Genomic DNA, 17338 nt, shown 5'->3' on the forward strand with positions numbered 1-17338 from the left:
GAGGGTTGACCCGGCGCATGCCGCCGGTGACAGTGGACACATAGATTTTGGCAGGTTGAACTGCCGACAGGGAGAAAACAATCATGACCGAAGTCTTCATTTACGACCACGTGCGCACGCCGCGCGGCCGGGGCAAGAAGGATGGGGCACTGCACGAAGTGCCGACGCCGCGCCTCGCCGCCAAGGTGCTGCAGGCACTGCGCGACCGCACCGGGCTCGATACGTCCACCGTCGACGACATCATCATGGGCTGCGTCGATCCGGTGTTCGAGGCCGGCGCCGTGATTCCGAAGGCCGCCGCCTTCGAAGCCGGATATTCCAACAAGGCCCCCGGCATGCAGATCTCGCGCTTCTGCGCCTCTGGCCTCGACGCCGTCAATTTTGCCGCCGGCAAGATCGCGGCTGGTGCCGACGATATCGTGATTGCCGGTGGCGTTGAGTCGATGTCGCGTGTCGGCATGGGCATGTCCGGCGGCGCCTGGTATATGGATCCCTCCGTCAACTTCCCCGGCTATTTCATGCCGCAGGGTGTCTCGGCCGACCTCATCGCCACAAAATATGGTTTCTCCCGCGATGACGTCGATGGCTATGCCGTCGAAAGCCAGAAGCGGGCCGGCCATTCCTGGGACAACGGCTATTTCGACAGGTCGGTCATTCCGGTGAAGGACCAGAACGGCATCGTTATCCTCGCCAAAGACGAGCACATGCGTCCGACCACGACGATGCAGAACCTTGCCTCGCTCAACCCATCCTTCCAGATGCCCGGCGAGATGGGCGGTTTCGACGCCGTCGGCATCCAGGCACATCCGGAAATCGAGCGCATCAACTATGTCCACCATGCCGGCAACTCCTCCGGCATCGTCGACGGTTCCGCCGCCGTTCTGCTCGGCTCCAAGGCCGGCGGCGAGTCCATGGGCCTGAAGCCCCGCGCCCGCATCAAGCATTTCGCCAATATCGGCTCCGATCCGGCGCTGATGCTGACCGGCCCGGTCGATGTTACCGAGAAGCTTTTGAAGCGTGCCGGCATGTCGATCGCCGATATCGACCTGTTCGAACTCAACGAGGCTTTTGCCGCCGTCGTTTTGCGCTACATGCAGGCCTTCGACATTCCGCACGACAAGATCAACGTCAACGGCGGCGCCATCGCCATGGGCCATCCGCTCGGCGCCACCGGCGCGATGATCCTCGGCACCGTGCTCGACGAACTGGAACGCCGCGGCAAGCAGACCGCCCTCGTTACGCTGTGCATCGGCGCCGGCATGGGCACGGCAACGATCATTGAACGGGTCTAGGAACGAAAGACATGCCACGGCGCGAAGTCTACGAGCAGCATAAGCATGAAATCGAGGAGGAGTTCGCCCATCATAACCTGGAGAGGGACATGAAGGCGGACTACGAGGCTTCCACAAAGATCGGGACGGACGAACACGTCCGCCGCCTGCGCGTACAAAACCGCGTTCTGTTGGTGGTTCTCATTCTCGTTGTCGGCGGGTTTTCTCTAGCGCTTGGCGTCTTTTGACTATGAACGAATTTCAGGGGAGAGGAATCCCATCATGAGCTACACCAATTTCACCATCGAAACCGACGAAGACGGCATTGCGCTCGTCATCTGGAACATGCCCGACAAGTCGATGAACGTCATTACCGCCGAGGTGATGACCGAACTCGACGCGATCATCGACCAGACGGTCGCGGATGAGGCCGTCAAGGGCGTTGTCTTCACCTCCGGCAAGTCGACCTTCTCCGGCGGCGCCGACCTGTCGATGATCAAGGGCATGTTCACGTTTCAAGCTGAACAGAAGAAGATCGACCCGGAGAACGCCGCGCAAAAGCTGTTCGACCTCACCGGCAAGATGACCGGCCTCTACCGCAAGCTCGAAACCTGCGGCAAGCCGTGGGTCTCGGCGATCAACGGCACCTGCATGGGCGGCGCGTTCGAGCTGTCGCTCGCCTGCCACGGCCGCGTCGCCGCCAGTTCGAAATCCGTCAAGATCGCCCTGCCAGAAGTCAAGGTCGGCATCTTCCCGGGTGCCGGCGGCACGCAGCGTGTTCCGCGCCTGACCAATGCGCAGGACGCCCTGCAGATGATGACCACCGGCTCCTCGCTCACGCCGCAGCGCGCCAAGGCCATGGGTCTGGTGCATGAGGTGGTCGATCCAGCCGAACTGATCAACGCCGCCAGGGCGATGATCAAGAACGGTTTGAAGCCCGTGCAGCCCTGGGACGAAAAGGGCTACAAGGTTCCCGGCGGCGGCATCTGGACGCCGGCCGCTGCCCAACTCTGGCCGGCCGCCTCCGCGATCCTGCGCCGCGAAACATCGGGCAACTATCCCGGCGGCCTCGCCATCCTCAAATGCGTCTACGAAGGCCTGCAGGTTCCTTTCGACACCGGCCTGAAGATCGAGCAGCGCTATTTCACCGAAATCCTGCAGACCACCGAAGCCTTCTCGATGATCCGCTCGCTGTTCATCTCGATGCAGGAACTCGGCAAGGGCGCGCGCCGCCCGGCCGGCATTCCGAAGGCGGACCTGAAACAGATCGGCGTCGTCGGCGCCGGTTTCATGGGCGCCTCTATTGCCTATGTCTCGGCCGCCGCCGGCATCGCCGTCACCCTCATCGACCGCGATATCGAAGCCGCGACCAAGGGCAAGACCCATTCCGAAGGCCTGGTGAAGGACGCGATCGGCAAGGGCCGCATGACCCAGGAACAGGGCGAAGCCCTCCTGGCGCTGATCACCCCGTCGGCCGACTACGGCGACCTGAAAAACGTCAAGCTCGTCGTCGAGGCCGTGTTTGAAGATCGCCAGGTCAAGAAGGACGTGATCGAGAAGGTCGAGGCCGTTCTGGCCGAAGACGCCATCTTCGCCTCCAACACATCGACCCTGCCGATCACCGGCCTTGCCAAGACTTCCAAGCGCCCGATCCAGTTCATCGGCATCCACTTCTTCTCGCCGGTCGAAAAGATGATGCTGACGGAAGTCATCCTCGGCAAGGAAACCGGCGATGTGGCGCTCGCCACCGCGCTCGATTTCGTCGCGGCCATCAAGAAGACCCCGATCGTCGTCAACGACACCCGTGGCTTCTATGTCAACCGCTGCGTCTTCCGCTATATCCACGAAGCCTATGACATGCTGATCGAAGGCGTGCCGGCGGCGATGATCGAGAATGCCGCCAAGATGGTCGGCATGCCCGTCGGCCCGCTGTCGCTCAACGACGAAGTGGCGATCGATCTATCCCAGAAGATCCTCAAGGCCTCGATCGCAGACTTGGGCGAAGCCTCGGTCGATCCCAAGCACATGACGCTGATCAACAAGCTGGTCGACGATCTCGATCGTCGTGGCCGCAAGAACGGCAAGGGTTTCTACGACTACCCGGCCAAGCCGGCCAAGAAGTCGCTCTGGCCGGGCCTCAAGGACCTCTTCCCGCAGAAGAGCGCCGACAGCTTCGACGTCGAAACGATCAAGCAGCGCTTCCTCGTCACCATCGCGCTCGAAGCCGCCCGCACCATTGAAGAGGGTATCGTCACCGACCCGCGCGAAGCCGATGTCGGCTCGATCCTCGGCTTCGGTTTCGCGCCCTATACCGGCGGCACGCTCTCCTATATCGACGGCATGGGCGTCAAGGCCTTCGTCGCGCTGTGCGAAAAGCTGGCCGCCACCTACGGCGCGCATTTCCAGCCGACGCCGCTCCTCAAGGACATGGCCGCCAAGGACGAAACCTTCTACGGCCGCTTCGATCCCTACGGCGCGGCGGCGAAGGCTGCGTGAGTATGGTAAGATAACAGTGACGGCGAGGCCCCGAATGGAGCCTCGTGCGGGTAAAAACTCCCTTTGATTTGGTGTCTCATCGGAGGCCCGAGCGGCCACGAAAACCCGTCACGCCGGTGCTTGGCACAGGCATACAGCCAGACCAAGTCCTGGGGCTGAAAAGGTCTTTTCGCATCGCAGACGCGCTGCGGCTGGATCCCCGCCACAAGGGCGAAGATGAGGGAGGGATGGTGATTGACGCCGCTCAAAATCCGACATCGGAGTGCAAACCGGCGTCCCTAGCAAATGCTCACTGTCCGGAAAACCGAACAACCCGTACCGATTATCCGCCATTATCGTTCAGACGAAAACGGCCTATCTGACAGATGTCCCAGCAACGGAGCACCATCATGTCCAATCTTGAAAAGTCCGGCACGTTCACCCTCGGCGATCGCGCGGTCAAGCGTCTCGGCTACGGCGCCATGCAGCTTGCCGGCAAGGGCGTCTTCGGCCCGCCGAAGAATCGCGCGGAAGCCGTCGCCGTGCTGCGCGAAGCCATCGAAAACGGCGTCGATCATATCGATACCAGTGATTTCTATGGCCCGCATGTCACCAACCAGATCATCCGGGAAGCGCTGCATCCCTATCGCGACGACCTCGTCATCGTCACCAAGATCGGCGCCACGCGCGGCGCCGACGCCTCGTGGAACCCGGCTTTCTCGAAGGAAGCGCTGACGCAGGCGATCCACGACAATCTCAAGAACCTCGGCCTCGACGTGATCGAGGTGGTCAACCTGCGCGCCATGTTCGATGTCCACGGCCCGGCCGAAGGCTCGCTCGAGGAACCGCTGACCGTGCTCGCCGACCTGCAGCGCCAGGGCCTCGTCAAGCATGTCGGCCTCTCCAACGTCACCGCCAGACAGGTGGCCGACGGCCGCAAGATCACCGATATCGTCTGCGTCCAGAACCAGTACAACCTTGCCCATCGCGACGACGACGCCTTCATCGAGGCACTGGCGGTGGAAGGAACCGCTTACGTCCCCTTCTTCCCGCTCGGCGGATTCTCGCCACTGCAATCCTCGACGCTCTCGGATGTCGCCGCACGGGTCGGTGCAACGCCGCTGCAGGTGGCGCTCGCCTGGCTGTTGCAGCGCTCGCCCAACATCCTGCTGATCCCCGGGACCTCCTCGCGCGCCCATCTGCGTGAAAACCTCGCCGTCGTCGACCTCGTGCTGCCGGCCGACGCTATCCGCGACCTCGACGCCATCGCCGCCGCCAAGGCCGCCTGACCATCGATCCGACCATCGCGCAGCCGCGGAAAGCCGCGCGATGGTCCTTTTCCGATATCCGTTCCCACTCCCCGCCGGACACACGTCTCGCCTCGCCCCCGGCACTCCGCTATGATCCGGCGTCAAGCGGAGACATGTCATGCCGGCCAAGACACCCGAAAAGCCAAACCGTCCCGACAACAAAGCCACCCCGGCCAAGCCACGCCGCGCCCCGAAAACCACCGCGAAACAGGATGCCGATCCGACCGTCCCCGTCCTGCTCTCCGGCGGCAATCCCCAGATCGCCAAGGGCCACGGCGACGCCCCCGTCCAGGCCTATATCGCCGCCATGCCCGGCTGGAAAAGCCCCGTTGGTCAACGCCTTGACACGCTCATCACGCAGACCGTCCCCGACGTGAAAAAAGCGGTCAAATGGAACTCGCCGCTCTACGGCATGGACGGCCAGAGCTGGTTCCTCGGCATCCACTGCTTCGAAAGATACATCAAACTCACCTTCTTCCGCGGCACGTCGCTAACCCCGATGCCGCCGATCGCCTCGAAGACAGCGTCCGCACGCCACCTGCATATTCACGAGGACGGTATGTTCGATGAGGCGCAGCTTGTCGACTGGATCCGGCAGGCGAGTTTGATGCCGGGGGAGAAGATGTGAAGGCGCCCTTGAAATAGCCTCCTCACTTCCGTCATTCCTGTGCTCGTCACAGGAATGACGGAGGATGGGGAGCCAACAGCCGCCCAAACAGCCAACTCCGCCAAACAGTCAACTCCGAGTGCGCCCCTCCCCAACCTGCACACTCCCGGCCTGCCGGCGCGCAAAGGCCTGCCGTGGGTTCTGTCGGAGATACAATCGACAACACTCGGCTATCAGAAATTTTTCCGCCCTGCATTCATGACGGCGCCCATCGCCAGGAAGCGACCCTGAAGGAACTTGGCAGGCTTTTTTAGGGGGGCCGGAGGGCGGGACCGACATATGAAAAGGCCGCCGGTCAAACCGGCGGCCGATTGTTTGGCCGGGATGCGTCCGCTCTCAGGCCGCCATGCCCTGGATGGCCGAGACCTGCCAGTCACCGCCACGCTTGCGCAGGAAGGTCCAGAGCTCGACGGCTTCGGTCGGCTGGTCCGGATCACCTTCGACGACACGGCCGGTGGCGCGGTCGCGGGTGACGTCGATGCTCTCGTAGCGCATGGCGACGGTGGCATAGTCGTCGCCATCTTCATTCCAGGCTTCCGCGACATCGCCCTGCACCAGTTGCACGTCGCTAACCTCGTTCTTCACGCCCTTGGTGGCATTCTCGCTCAGTTCCTCGGCAAGCCAGGACATCGCCTCGGGCGTCGTCAGCTTGCGCAGCGTTCCGTAGTCCTCGGCGGCATAAGCGGCCTGAACCTGCTTCAGCATGGCCTCGAACTGGCTAAGATCGTCTTCGCCGACACCGATCTCATCGGTCGACTGACCAGCCTGCCGCGCCGGTGCCGGGCGTGCGGCACTGCCGCCGCCGCCAATCGAGGGAATCTTGAAGGAGGGCATACCGGAGCCCATACCTTGCCCAGGGGTGCCAAAACCCTGCATCGGCGAGGCGCCGGCGGCGGCCTGGCGCGGCGAATAACCGGCCGGGGCTGCCGTCTGGCGATTGCGGAAGAACCGCATCGCCAGCATCACCGCACCCGCGATCAGCGCCATCTGCAGGATCATGCCGAGCATGCCGGCCATGCCGCCAAAGCCGGTGCCCATCATCATGCCGATCAGGCCGCCCAATGCCAGGCCGCCGAGCATGGAGCCGGCAAAGCCGCCGAACAGGCCGCCCGGACGCTGCGCGCCGGGACGTTGCGCCGTCGATTGCGGGCCTGCCGACTGGTTCTGATTGCCCTGCTGCGGCGTCATCGTCCGGTTGATCGGTGTGGCGTCGGCCGGTGCCGTGCGGGTGACCGGCGGCGCGGAAAAGGTGCGGCTGCCACGGCTGCCGAAACCGCTGCCGCCACGCCGGGCCTCGGCCAGATCCACCACCGTCAGCATCACCATCGAAGCAACCGCAAAGGTTGCGAGAACCCGTCCAAACCTCAACATCAAACCCAATCCTGTTGTTTCCCGTGGGCATGCCAAGCGCGCCCCGTGCAGGACATATGGGGGCATCGGTGTGCGAATTGAAGGCTTTTGGGGACCAGTTCACGGTAAAGCGGGACGCGAAACCCGGGTAACGGCCGTAAAACCGGTGAGACACATATCCCCGCCACCGAAATCGAAGCGATAACCGCCAAAAGAGAAAGGCGACAAACCCGCCGCCTTTTCGCTTGTCTGTCTTATGGGCCGCCTAACCGATGAAGGTGTCGTACAGCAGCTTGAGATTGAGCACGACGATGATCGAGGCGACGGCCCAGGCGATGGCCGCGACATATTTCGGGATGACGAAATTGCCCATCTTCTTTTTATCCGAGACGAAACGCACCAGCGGAATGACCGCGAAGGGTAGCTGCATCGACAGGATGACCTGGCTGAACACCAGCAGTTCCGCCGTACCCCTCTCGCCATAAATCCAGGTGACGACGACGACCGGGATGATGGCGATGCCACGGGTGATCAGGCGGCGGGCCCATTGCGGGATGCGCAGCCGGAGAAAGCCTTCCATGACGATCTGGCCGGCCAGCGTCGCCGTCACCGTCGAGTTGAGTCCGGAGGCAAGCAGCGCCACCGCAAACAGGGTGGAGGCGATGCCGAGGCCAAGCAGCGGCGAGAGCAGTTCATAGGCCTGGCCGATCTCGGCCACGTCGGTGCGGCCATTGGCGTGAAAGACGGACGCCGCGATGATCAGGATGGAGGCATTGATGAACAAAGCCAGCATCAGCGCGATCGTGCTGTCCGTCGTCGCCCACTTGATCGCATCGCGCTTACCCTCGTCGGTGCGCTTGTAGTTGCGGGTCTGGACGATCGAGGAGTGGAGATAGAGATTATGCGGCATGACTGTGGCGCCGATGATACCGATGGCGATGTAGAGCATGGCCGGGTTGGTGACCACTTCCGACGACGGCAGGAAACCGCGGAGGACTGCGGCGACCGGCGGAGCGGCTGCGGCGATCTGGATGATGAAGCAGCCGGCGATGACGATCAACAGCGCGATGACGAAGGCCTCAAGATAGCGGAAGCCCTTGTTCATCAGCAGCAACAACAGGAACGCATCGGCCGCCGTGATCAGCGCCCCGCCGATCAGCGGAATGCCGAACAGAAGCTGCAGCGCGATCGCCGTGCCGATGACCTCTGCGAGGTCGCAGGCGATGATCGCCGCTTCGCAGGCAAGCCAGAGCATGAAGTTGACCGGCCTGGAATAGGTGTCGCGACAGGCCTGCGCCAAATCACGCCCAGTGGCGATGCCGAGCCGGGCGGCGAGCGCCTGCAGGAGGATCGCCATCAGGTTGGAGAGCAGGATGACCGTCAGCAGCGTATAGCCGAACTGCGATCCGCCGGCGATGTCCGTCGCCCAGTTGCCGGGATCCATGTAGCCGACCGAAACCATGTAGCCCGGCCCCATGAAGGCAAGCAGCCGGCGGAACCAGACACCACCGGAGGGCACCGGAATGCTGGCATTGACTTCGGGAAGGCTTGGGCGGGCGTCTTCATCACGGCTGGCAAACGTCCAGCTCTGTTGCGGTGCAAGGGCGGCTTGCGTTTCGGTCATGCACGGTCTCCGGACACGGAATGGGCTGAGTTGCCTGAAAGCTATGCCAAGGCTCAACATTATGCAATAGGCTATATTGTATCGATAAGGCTTTTTCTTGGGCGATCTGGGCGGTGGACGGAGGGATAAACCGTTATGAAAAATTCAAGCCCGTGCTATGAAATCGCAAAACACATTGCACTGCTGTATATTTAAAGTGTTACAGCGACCTTTGCGCGTCCTATGACGCGCGGCTCTGTAGAGACCCGAGAGGACTACGCCCCTTGCCGCGCCGCCCCGTTCCCCGCACGGATCCGCTTCCCGACGCGGACATTCACTCCGAGGGATTCCGGCAGACCCGCGAAGCCCGTCGCGGTGCGCTGGTGGAGGATTATGTCGAGCTGATCGCCGACCTGATCGAGGATGGCAACGAGGCGCGCCAGGTCGATATCGCCGCCCGCCTTGGCGTTGCCCAGCCGACGGTCGCCAAGATGCTGGCGCGGCTGGCGGCCGAAGGCCTGGTGTCGCGCAAGCCCTATCGCGGCGTGTTCCTGACCGAGGCCGGCCAGAAGATGGCCGAGGAAAGCCGCGCAAGGCACCAGACGGTGGAAGCCTTCCTGCGCTGCCTCGGGGTCAGCCCGGAAACGGCGCGCATCGATGCGGAAGGCATCGAACACCATGTCAGCGGCGAAACGCTCGAAGCCTTCCGCCGCTTCATCCAGCGGAAAACCTAACCGGCCCGCAACCGCCGGCCGAAGCGTTCGCCGAGGATGATGATCATGCCGGCGGCAAAGATCAGGCCGGCGCCGACGAAGACCTGCGATGCAGGAATATCGCCCCAGATCAGGAAACCGAGACCGAACGCCCAGATCAGCGACGAATATTCGAATGGCGCCAAGACCGAGACCGGGGCGCGGCGCATGCCCTCGAACAGCGCATATTGGCCGATGCCGGCCACCACCCCCGTGCCGGCCATCAGCGCCACATCGGTCAGGCTCGGCGGCACGTAATCGACGGCAACGGCAATGCCGGTGAACAGGATGAAGAAACCGCTGGAGATCGTCATCTGCACCAGCGTCACCTCCTGCAATGCGGTCTTGCGCAACAGCACTGTCGAGATCGCCCAGAACACGGCGGCCTGCAGCGCCAGCCAGACCGGCAGACTGAGTTTCATACCCGTGCCGAACGGATCGGTGGCGACCATGACGCCAACGAAGCCGACAAGCACGGCGATCCAGCGCAGCGGCGGCACATGCTCCTTGAGGATCGGCACGGCAAGGATGGTGATGAGGATTGGCGAGGCATAATAGAGCGTCGTCAGTTCCGCGAGGCCGAGATCGCGCGCGGCGGTATAATAGGACAGCCAGGCAGCGAGCAGCAGGATATTGCGCACGAACATGGGTTTGAGCACCGGCGAGCGCCATGCCCGGCCGATCAGCGGCCGGCCGCCGATCAGGAAACAGATCGAGAAAATCGTCACGCTGCGCACGAACAGAATCTGCCAGACCGGCAGCGCCACGACCAGCCACTTGACTGCCGCATCCTGCAGCGAGAACAGGAAATAGGAAAAGATTGTCAGCAGAACGCCGGAAAGAACCGAGGTCGTCACGCAAGTCTCCCGATGCGCGACGCATCGTCGGCATGGCCCGTGATAGCGCGGCGCGCGGTGGCGGGAAAGGTGGACCAATCCACCGGCCTGTGGCGAAAAATGGGGGTGTCGGCGGTTGCGCCTCACCCCACACGCTCGGCCTGCGGAAACCGATGCTAGATTCCCAGCACCGAAAGCATGATGAAGGTGGCGAACAGCACGAAATGGGTCATGCCCTCGATCGCATTGGTCTGGCCGTCATTGAGGTTGATGGCGGCAGCAATCAGCGTGATGGTCACCATCACCGTCTGCACCGGCGACATGGCCATGATGAACGGCTGGCCGGTATAGAGCGCGATCGCCTCCATTACCGGCACGGTCAGGATCACGGTCGAAAGCGAGGCTCCGAGCGCGATGTTGACGACGGCCTGCATGCGGTTGGCAAGGGCCGCCCGCACAGCCGTCATGATTTCCGGCGAGGCCGAGATGGCGGCAACGACGAGCGCTGCCATGACCGGTGGCGCGCCGCTGCTCTTCAGGCCGAAGGTGAGCAGGCCGGACATGACCTCGGCCAGCACGCCGATGACGACGACGCCGGCAATCAGGATGCCGATGGAAAGCGCGACCGGTTCCTGTTCCGGCGCCCGCTTTTCCACACCTTCGCGCTTGGGATAGCTGTAGCTGAAGAAATAGCTGTGCACGCCGACCTGCATTCTGAGAAAGACCGCATAGAGCATCAGCATCGCGACGATGGTAAAGGCCGAATAGAGATGCCATTTCGCCGCCGGCACGAATTCCGGCACGATCATCGAAATACCCATCGCCGTCAGGATCATGACGCTGTAGGTGCGGCTGGAATCGTCGTTATAGGACTGCTCGCCATGCTTGAGGCCGCCGAGCAGCGCAGCAAGCCCGAGAATGCCGTTGATATCGAGCATGACGGCCGAATAGATCGTATCGCGTACCAGCGTCGGCGAAATTTCCTCGGCGCTCATCATGATCGCCAGGATGGTCACCTCGACGAGCACGGCCGACAGCGTCAGGATCATCGTCCCGTAGGGATCGCCGACCTTGGCGGCCAGCACTTCGGCATGGTGGGCGACACGCATCGAGGCAAGCACGATGGCAAGGACGAGAACTGCGGCACCGATCAGCGCCGCCGCCTGCCCCATCTCCAGCAGCGCGTGCTCGAACGAGAGGCCGAAACCGGCAACGACAACGGCGACGCCGAGCAGGCGTTCGGATTTGATGATGGACGACAAGCAGGCGCCTCGCAAGCAGCGGAACGAATGCCAATCAAGTATAGGCAGTGGAGCGGACATTTCAATTGCGCCACGCTTTTCAAGCAGGAAGGCGTGCAGGATTATTTTCCTCTTTCGCTTTACTCCACCCCGCATTTTCGCTAATCTTCAACCAAGACAGAAGCCGGACAGCCAACCGAAAGCGTCACGCTTCACCGCCTGCAGGATGCGCAACGATGTTTTCCCATGACCGTATCTGGAGCGCGATCGACGCGCTCGCCGAACGTCATCAGCTATCCCCTTCGGGCCTTGCCCGCCGGGCCGGGCTTGATCCAACCTCGTTCAACAAGTCCAAGCGCCATTCCGCCGACGGACGCGAGCGCTGGCCTTCGACGGAATCGATCGCCAAGGTTCTCGACGCCACCGGCTCGACCATCACCCAGTTCATGGACTTCCTGCGCCCCGGCCAGGCCGCGGGCGCCCTGCCGGACGGCGCGTTTCCGCCGCAAAGCGGCTCGATCCCGCTTCTCGGCTTTGCCCAGGCCGGGGCCGGTGGCTTCTTCGACGACGGCGGCTTTCCGGCCGGCCAGGGATGGGATGTGGTCGAGTTTCCGGCAGCGCCCGGCGCCAAGGCTGGCGTCTATGCCCTGGAAATCCAGGGCGACAGCATGCTGCCGCTCTACCGCGACGGCGACGTGCTGATCGTCGAGCCCGGCGCGCAGATCCGGCGCGGCGACCGAGTCGTGGTCAAGACGACCGAGGGCGAGGTCATGGCCAAGATACTGGTCCGCCAGACCGCGCGCAGCATCGAACTGCTCTCGCTCAATCCCGACCACCCGAACCGAAGCTTCGAACTGAGCGATGTCGAATGGATTGCCCGCATCATCTGGGCCAGCCAATAGGACAGTTTTCCTGATGAAGAAGCATCTGCTCACCGCTGGCGGCGGCCTTCTCTGTATTGCCCTGACGATCTTCATTCTCATGAGCGGCGCCTCGGCCATCCAGGGGCAACAGGCGGCAACACCCGATTTCTCGCTCGAGACGCCGGATATGAGCGACATGCCTGATCTCGGCGGCGACGACATGGATAAGGATATTCCGGTCCCCGGGGCGGGCGCAGGACGGGTCGAGGGCGGTGAACCCCTCGCTGAGCCCCCCATACCCGATCCTTCATCTTCGGATGCCTTGCCTTCCGATCCTCTCCCTTCCGGCGAACGCAGCATGATCGCGCCGGATGATACGGTCGTGCGCGGTATCGCCCCGGAACAGTTCGGTCTTCCCGAGGACGGGACGACACAGCCGCTGGAACGCATCGAGCCGCGCCTGCCGCTGTCGGACCCGGTCGCGAAGTCCCAGCCCGTGCCGGTCGTGCTGCGCCATCCCGTAGCGCTGTCGGCCGGCCTGATCCGCTTTGGTGACAGACAGTTGCAACTGGAGGGACTGGCGCCGCAGGACGCGGACCGGACCTGTGGCGACGGCGCGGCGACCTGGCCCTGCGGCATCGTCGCACGCACTGCCTTCCGCAATTTCCTCCGCGCCCGCGCCCTTCGCTGCACCGTTCCGAAGAACGGCTGGCAGGGAACCGTGACTGCCGCCTGCACCGTCAGCGATCTCGATCCGGCCGCATGGCTGGCCGAAAACGGCTGGGCGGAAACGCCGGCAGGTTCTCCGCTGGCGAGCAAGGTGGATGCGGCCCGTAAATCCCGTCTCGGTTTCTTCGGCGACGATCCCAGGGATTTCAGCGCTACGCCGGAGGCACTCGACGGGGTGGACCTACTGCATAATTAAAGTATTACAGCGACCTTTGCGCGTCATATTCGGCGCGCGGCGCTGTAGCCAACGAACTGCCGTTGGAGATGGATACGGGAAAACAGGACTTGTAAGCAGCGCGCGCCGCCCATACCTGTGAAGCCGCATCAAACAGCACGGAACCATCTATGCCCACAACCCTCAGCCATCACGAAGCCCTCATCTATGTCATGGTGATGATGTCGGCGGTCGATACCGTCATGACCGACGAGGAGCTGGAGCGCATCGGCCGGCTGACGGGTTTCCTGCCGGTCTTCGCCGGTTTCGACGACGATCACCTGATGCACACCGCCCGCGAATGCGCCGCTCTTCTCGGCGGGCCGGAGGGCCTCGATATCACGCTCGAGGTCGTGCGCGAGGCACTACCGTCGCGCCTCTACGACACGGCTTATGCATTGGCGGTCGAGATTGCCGCTGCCGACCATTCCATCCGCCAGGAGGAAATCCGCTTGCTGCAACTGCTGCGCGATCGGCTGGGCCTCGACAAGCTCACCTGCGCGGCGATCGAACGCGGCGCCATGGCCCGCTTTCGCAAATAGGAAGTTCAATAGATCCCGGCGGGGAAATAGCGCAGGTAGATCTCGTTGAGCCTGCCCTTTCGCGAAAGCTCGAGCAACGCATGATCGATCGCCTGCGTCAGCGCCGGATCGCCCTTGCGATTCATGATCGCCAGGCCCTCTCCGAGAAAGCGCGGCGAAAAATAGGCGCCATCGAGAAGGGCACAGCAATTGGCGGCCTCGCCGCCGGCCGTCCAGAATGACAATTGCATGCCGTCGGAAAAGACGGCAGCGACCTTGCCCTCTTTCAGCGCGGCAAGCATCGCCTCGCGCGCCGGGAAGGAGGTCGCGGTCAGCTTCGGAAAGAAAGCTTTCAGCATCGCCTCATGCGTGGTGCCTGCAACGACGCCCACCGGTCTGTTGCCGATTTCAGCGACGGACAGTGCATTGCCCATCGCCCGCCGGTTGGCCGAGAACCGGGCCGGCAGCTTCATGAAGACACGCGAGAAAGCGAAGCGCTGGCGCAGTTCCGGGCTGATGCCGACGCCGGCCACGACCGCCTCGCCCTGCCCGTCCTCCAGCGCCGGTTGCAGTTCGGCGAAGGTCACGGCCTGGATCTGGCACTTGGCTGCGATGTCGAGTTCCCGGCAAATCTCCCGGACGAGGTCGACATGGAAGCCTGACAGGCGGCCGGACTGGTCGATGAAATTGAATGGCGGGAAATCGACCGTGGTCAGGAAGCGCAACCGTGCCAGGCCGCTCAGGTCCGGCTTGGCGATCCGCTCGCGCGCATCGAACAGCAGCGGCATGTCATGAACATCGTCCTGAGCGTGCGACATGGCCGAAAAAGGCGCAACCAGAAGCACGCACAGCGCGAAAATCCCGTAAAATTTTAGGGATGCACGGAAAGAGCGTGTCATTATAATTATTCCCGGGATCAGATAGGGATATTGCCGCGCAAGCAGCAACGGGGATTTCATGCGTCTCGGAGAATATCCGGACAATTCCGGAATGGCTACCGTAAATGAACCATCGGCCGCGTCCTCGCCCCCCGCTGCCGCACCGGTCCCGTTCGCGCCAGCGTTGAAGGAAGAAGGCCGCCTGCTTCTGCGGATGGGCATCGGCAAGCCCTTGATCGCCCGGGCGATGCTCTCGGCGCAAAGCCACAGCACCACCGTCGAGGCGGAGCTTCTGGCCTCCGGCGAGATCGACGAGATCATTTATTTCGAAGCGCTTGCCGACATGCTGGGCATCGATTTCATATCGCAGATCGATCCAGTCCGCGTACAGGATATTGCCGGTTCGGACATCCAGTTGCTTCGACCCGAGACCCTGCGTGTGCATCACCCGTCGAAACCGCCAGTCACGATCATTGTCCCCTCCTTGATGCGGTTGAACGACGTTGCCGCCCTGCTGGAACGGACACCGATGCTGCGGCAGTCGCTTGCCGCCTCGACACCATCGGTGGTGCGCGCGGCGGTCTGGCAAGCGGGGCGGTTGCGCCGGGTCTCGGCCACGACCCAGTCCTTGTTCGAGACCACGCCGCTTCACAGCGCCCGCATCACCTTCTGGGGCAAGCAGGGTTTTTACGCCGGCATCATGCTCAGCGCTCTGCTGGTCATGGCCGTGACGCTGCCGATGATCAGCCTGCTGCTGCTGCATGTCGTGCTGTCGCTTTTCTACCTCGCCAATTTCCTCGTCCGGTTCTATGCGCTCGGCTGTGCCTTCAGGCAGGACCGAGCGCCGGCACGCGTTACACAAGAACTGCCGGAGGCGCCCCTGCCGGTCTATTCGGTGCTGGTCGCGCTCTACAAGGAGAAGAGCGTCGCGGGGCAACTTGTCGATGCCCTCAACCGGATCGACTGGCCGCGCTCGCGGCTGGATATCAAGCTGGTCTGCGAGGAAGACGACATCGAGACGATCGCGGCGCTCAAGGCCATGCGGCTGGCGCCGGAATACGAGATCGTCCAGGTGCCGGTGCATCTGCCGCGCACCAAGCCGAAGGCTTTGAGCTATGCGCTGTCCGGCGTTCGGGGTGCCTTCGTCACCGTCTATGACGCGGAAGACCGAATGCACCCGAGGCAACTGCGCGAGGCCTATGCCGCCTTCCACGCCGCGCCGTCGCGCGTCATCTGCCTGCAGGCGCCGCTGATCGTCACCAATGCGCGGCAATCCTGGCTGAGTGCGCTTTTCGCGGTGGAATATGCAGGCCTGTTCCGTGGTCTTCTTCCGATGTTGTCGCTGACCCGGCTGCCACTACCGCTCGGCGGGACATCCAATCATTTCCGTACCGCCGAACTCAAGCAGATCGGCGGCTGGGATCCCTACAACATGACCGAAGATGCCGATCTGGGCCTTCGGCTGCATCGGCTGGGCTATCGATCCCAGGTCATATTCATGCCGACCTTCGAGGAGGCGCCGATCACGTTGCCGATCTGGCTCGGCCAGCGCACCCGCTGGTTCAAGGGCTGGCTGCAGACCTGGCTGGTGCTGATGCGCAGGCCTGCGCAATTGCGCCGAGAAATGGGCTGGCTCGCCTTTTCCGTCTTCCAGGTGCTGATCGCCGGCATGCTCTTGTCCTCGCTCTGCCATCCGGTCATCCTCGGTTTCCTCGTCTATCTCGGCTGGGCAATGGTTCAGGACGGTACCCATGTCGATAGCTGGCTGACATTCTGGCTGTTCATCTGCGATGTCGTGAACATCTTCGGCAGCTATGCGGTCTTCATCGCGCTCGGGCGAAACAGGATGACGAAGCGGGAGAGGCGCGCGGTGGGCTGGCGCTGGGCCTTCGTGCCTGCCTATTGGCTGATCATGTCGGTGGCCGCCTGGCGGGCGCTGCTGGAACTGCGAACCAGCCCGTTCTCCTGGAACAAGACGCCGCATGTCGCGGTCGGCGCCACGGGCGAGACTTAAAGCGTGTCGCTCATTTGCGGGGAGAAGCGTTACCGACGAAATGCAGCGTATCGCCCTCCACCGGCGGTCTGCCGATCACCACGGGCGGCTCAACGTCTGGACGCGCTTCATCGGCCTGATAGCGCTTCAGCACCCGCTCGATACTGTCGTAGCGCCGCATGAGCGAAATGATGCCCGGCAGCATGCCATCGCGAAAATCATTGGTGGCGCTGAAGAACTTGAACTCGTTAGCGAGCACGTTCTTGAGCTGCTCACGCTCTTCCTCCAGCTGGCGCCGATATTCGGGATTTTCCATGGACATGGCGAGAGGGCGCTCCTGTTTGAATGACACCAGAGATCACGAACACGATAGGAGGAACAACAGGACTTCTGCCAGCGCGTGCGCATCAAGGGCACCGAGGCTTTTCAATGTCGCGCATCACGATTATAGCTTGCGAAGAATAGACAAGCGGCTCGCATTGCCGGGCAACATGTCACCAAGTTCGGCCAAGACTGAAATCGCTCGAAATTTGCACGCAAAGCCCTGAGATCAAGGTGGAGCGGGTAGCGGGAATCGAACCCGCACACTTAGCTTGGGAAGCTAATACGCTACCACTACATCATACCCGCAGCGC

General features: G+C 62.7%; 16 protein-coding genes and 1 tRNA gene. 10 read left to right on the top strand and 7 right to left on the bottom strand.

All coding sequences use genetic code 11. The features are described from left to right. The first annotated feature begins 83 nt into the window (after positions 1–83). The 5 genes from VL202_RS19070 to VL202_RS19090 all read left to right on the top strand — a co-directional run bounded on the left by VL202_RS19070 (position 84) and on the right by VL202_RS19090 (position 5684). Positions 84–1292: an acetyl-CoA C-acetyltransferase gene (locus VL202_RS19070; protein ID WP_325465652.1), complete on the top strand. Its 1209-nt coding sequence runs from the start codon at positions 84–86 to the stop codon at positions 1290–1292. A gap of 11 nt (positions 1293–1303) precedes the next feature. After that, positions 1304–1519: a hypothetical protein gene (locus VL202_RS19075; protein ID WP_325465653.1), complete on the top strand. Its 216-nt coding sequence runs from the start codon at positions 1304–1306 to the stop codon at positions 1517–1519. Between the two features lie 34 nt (positions 1520–1553). Next, complete coding sequence (locus VL202_RS19080) at positions 1554–3767, top strand: 3-hydroxyacyl-CoA dehydrogenase NAD-binding domain-containing protein (RefSeq protein ID WP_325465654.1); 2214 nt, start codon at positions 1554–1556, stop codon at positions 3765–3767. Positions 3768–4156: 389 nt separating this feature from the next. Then, positions 4157–5035: an aldo/keto reductase family oxidoreductase gene (locus VL202_RS19085; RefSeq protein WP_325465655.1), complete on the top strand. Its 879-nt coding sequence runs from the start codon at positions 4157–4159 to the stop codon at positions 5033–5035. Between the two features lie 139 nt (positions 5036–5174). After that, positions 5175–5684, top strand: coding sequence for a DUF1801 domain-containing protein (locus VL202_RS19090; protein ID WP_325465656.1), 510 nt, complete (start codon positions 5175–5177; stop codon positions 5682–5684). Between the two features lie 375 nt (positions 5685–6059). Here the strand turns inward: VL202_RS19090 and VL202_RS19095 are convergent, their stop codons facing one another. Beyond that, complete coding sequence (locus tag VL202_RS19095; protein ID WP_325465657.1) at positions 6060–7094, bottom strand: Tim44 domain-containing protein; 1035 nt, start codon at positions 7092–7094, stop codon at positions 6060–6062. Positions 7095–7338: 244 nt separating this feature from the next. Then, on the bottom strand, positions 7339–8697 hold the full coding sequence (locus VL202_RS19100; RefSeq protein WP_325465658.1) for an Nramp family divalent metal transporter: 1359 nt from the start codon (positions 8695–8697) through the stop codon (positions 7339–7341). A 263-nt stretch (positions 8698–8960) separates the two neighbouring features. On the opposite strand from VL202_RS19100, the gene mntR reads away from it, so the two are divergent. Further along, positions 8961–9410, top strand: a complete 450-nt coding sequence (gene mntR / locus VL202_RS19105) for a manganese-binding transcriptional regulator MntR (RefSeq protein WP_325465659.1) — start codon at positions 8961–8963, stop codon at positions 9408–9410. Here the strand turns inward: mntR and VL202_RS19110 are convergent. Then, a complete protein-coding gene (locus tag VL202_RS19110) occupies positions 9407–10285 on the bottom strand; it encodes a DMT family transporter (RefSeq protein ID WP_325465660.1) in 879 nt (292 codons plus the stop codon). The genes mntR and VL202_RS19110 overlap by 4 nt on opposite strands. A gap of 155 nt (positions 10286–10440) precedes the next feature. Next, positions 10441–11586 (bottom strand): calcium:proton antiporter, encoded by a 1146-nt coding sequence (locus VL202_RS19115; protein ID WP_414692900.1) that lies wholly within the window; start codon positions 11584–11586, stop codon positions 10441–10443. 155 nt (positions 11587–11741) lie between these two features. Here VL202_RS19115 and VL202_RS19120 point away from each other — a divergent pair, with 155 nt between their 5' ends. From VL202_RS19120 to VL202_RS19130, 3 genes are all read left to right on the top strand, one after another. Continuing rightward, entirely contained in the window at positions 11742–12407 is a 666-nt protein-coding gene (locus tag VL202_RS19120) for a helix-turn-helix transcriptional regulator (protein ID WP_325465662.1), read from the top strand. A gap of 13 nt (positions 12408–12420) precedes the next feature. Further along, a complete protein-coding gene (locus VL202_RS19125) occupies positions 12421–13293 on the top strand; it encodes a thermonuclease family protein (protein WP_325465663.1) in 873 nt (290 codons plus the stop codon). Positions 13294–13442: 149 nt separating this feature from the next. Beyond that, on the top strand, positions 13443–13853 hold the full coding sequence (locus VL202_RS19130; RefSeq protein ID WP_325465664.1) for a tellurite resistance TerB family protein: 411 nt from the start codon (positions 13443–13445) through the stop codon (positions 13851–13853). 5 nt (positions 13854–13858) lie between these two features. Here VL202_RS19130 and VL202_RS19135 read toward each other — a convergent pair whose 3' ends face one another. Beyond that, positions 13859–14731 (bottom strand): transporter substrate-binding domain-containing protein, encoded by an 873-nt coding sequence (locus VL202_RS19135; protein WP_325465665.1) that lies wholly within the window; start codon positions 14729–14731, stop codon positions 13859–13861. 91 nt (positions 14732–14822) lie between these two features. Between VL202_RS19135 and VL202_RS19140 the strand changes: the two genes are divergently transcribed. Then, the gene (locus VL202_RS19140) at positions 14823–16724 is read left to right on the top strand and encodes a glycosyltransferase family 2 protein (RefSeq protein WP_325465666.1); all 1902 of its coding nucleotides are present in this window, start codon (positions 14823–14825) and stop codon (positions 16722–16724) included. 10 nt (positions 16725–16734) lie between these two features. Here the strand turns inward: VL202_RS19140 and VL202_RS19145 are convergent, their stop codons facing one another. Both VL202_RS19145 and VL202_RS19150 read right to left on the bottom strand, forming a co-directional pair. After that, complete coding sequence (locus VL202_RS19145) at positions 16735–17025, bottom strand: hypothetical protein (RefSeq protein ID WP_325465667.1); 291 nt, start codon at positions 17023–17025, stop codon at positions 16735–16737. 234 nt (positions 17026–17259) lie between these two features. After that, a tRNA-Gly gene (locus VL202_RS19150) sits at positions 17260–17333 on the bottom strand. Positions 17334–17338: the final 5 nt, after the last annotated feature.

The organism is Pararhizobium sp. (genome assembly GCF_035497515.1).
In the GTDB taxonomy this organism is placed as follows: Bacteria; Pseudomonadota; Alphaproteobacteria; order Rhizobiales; family Rhizobiaceae; genus Pararhizobium.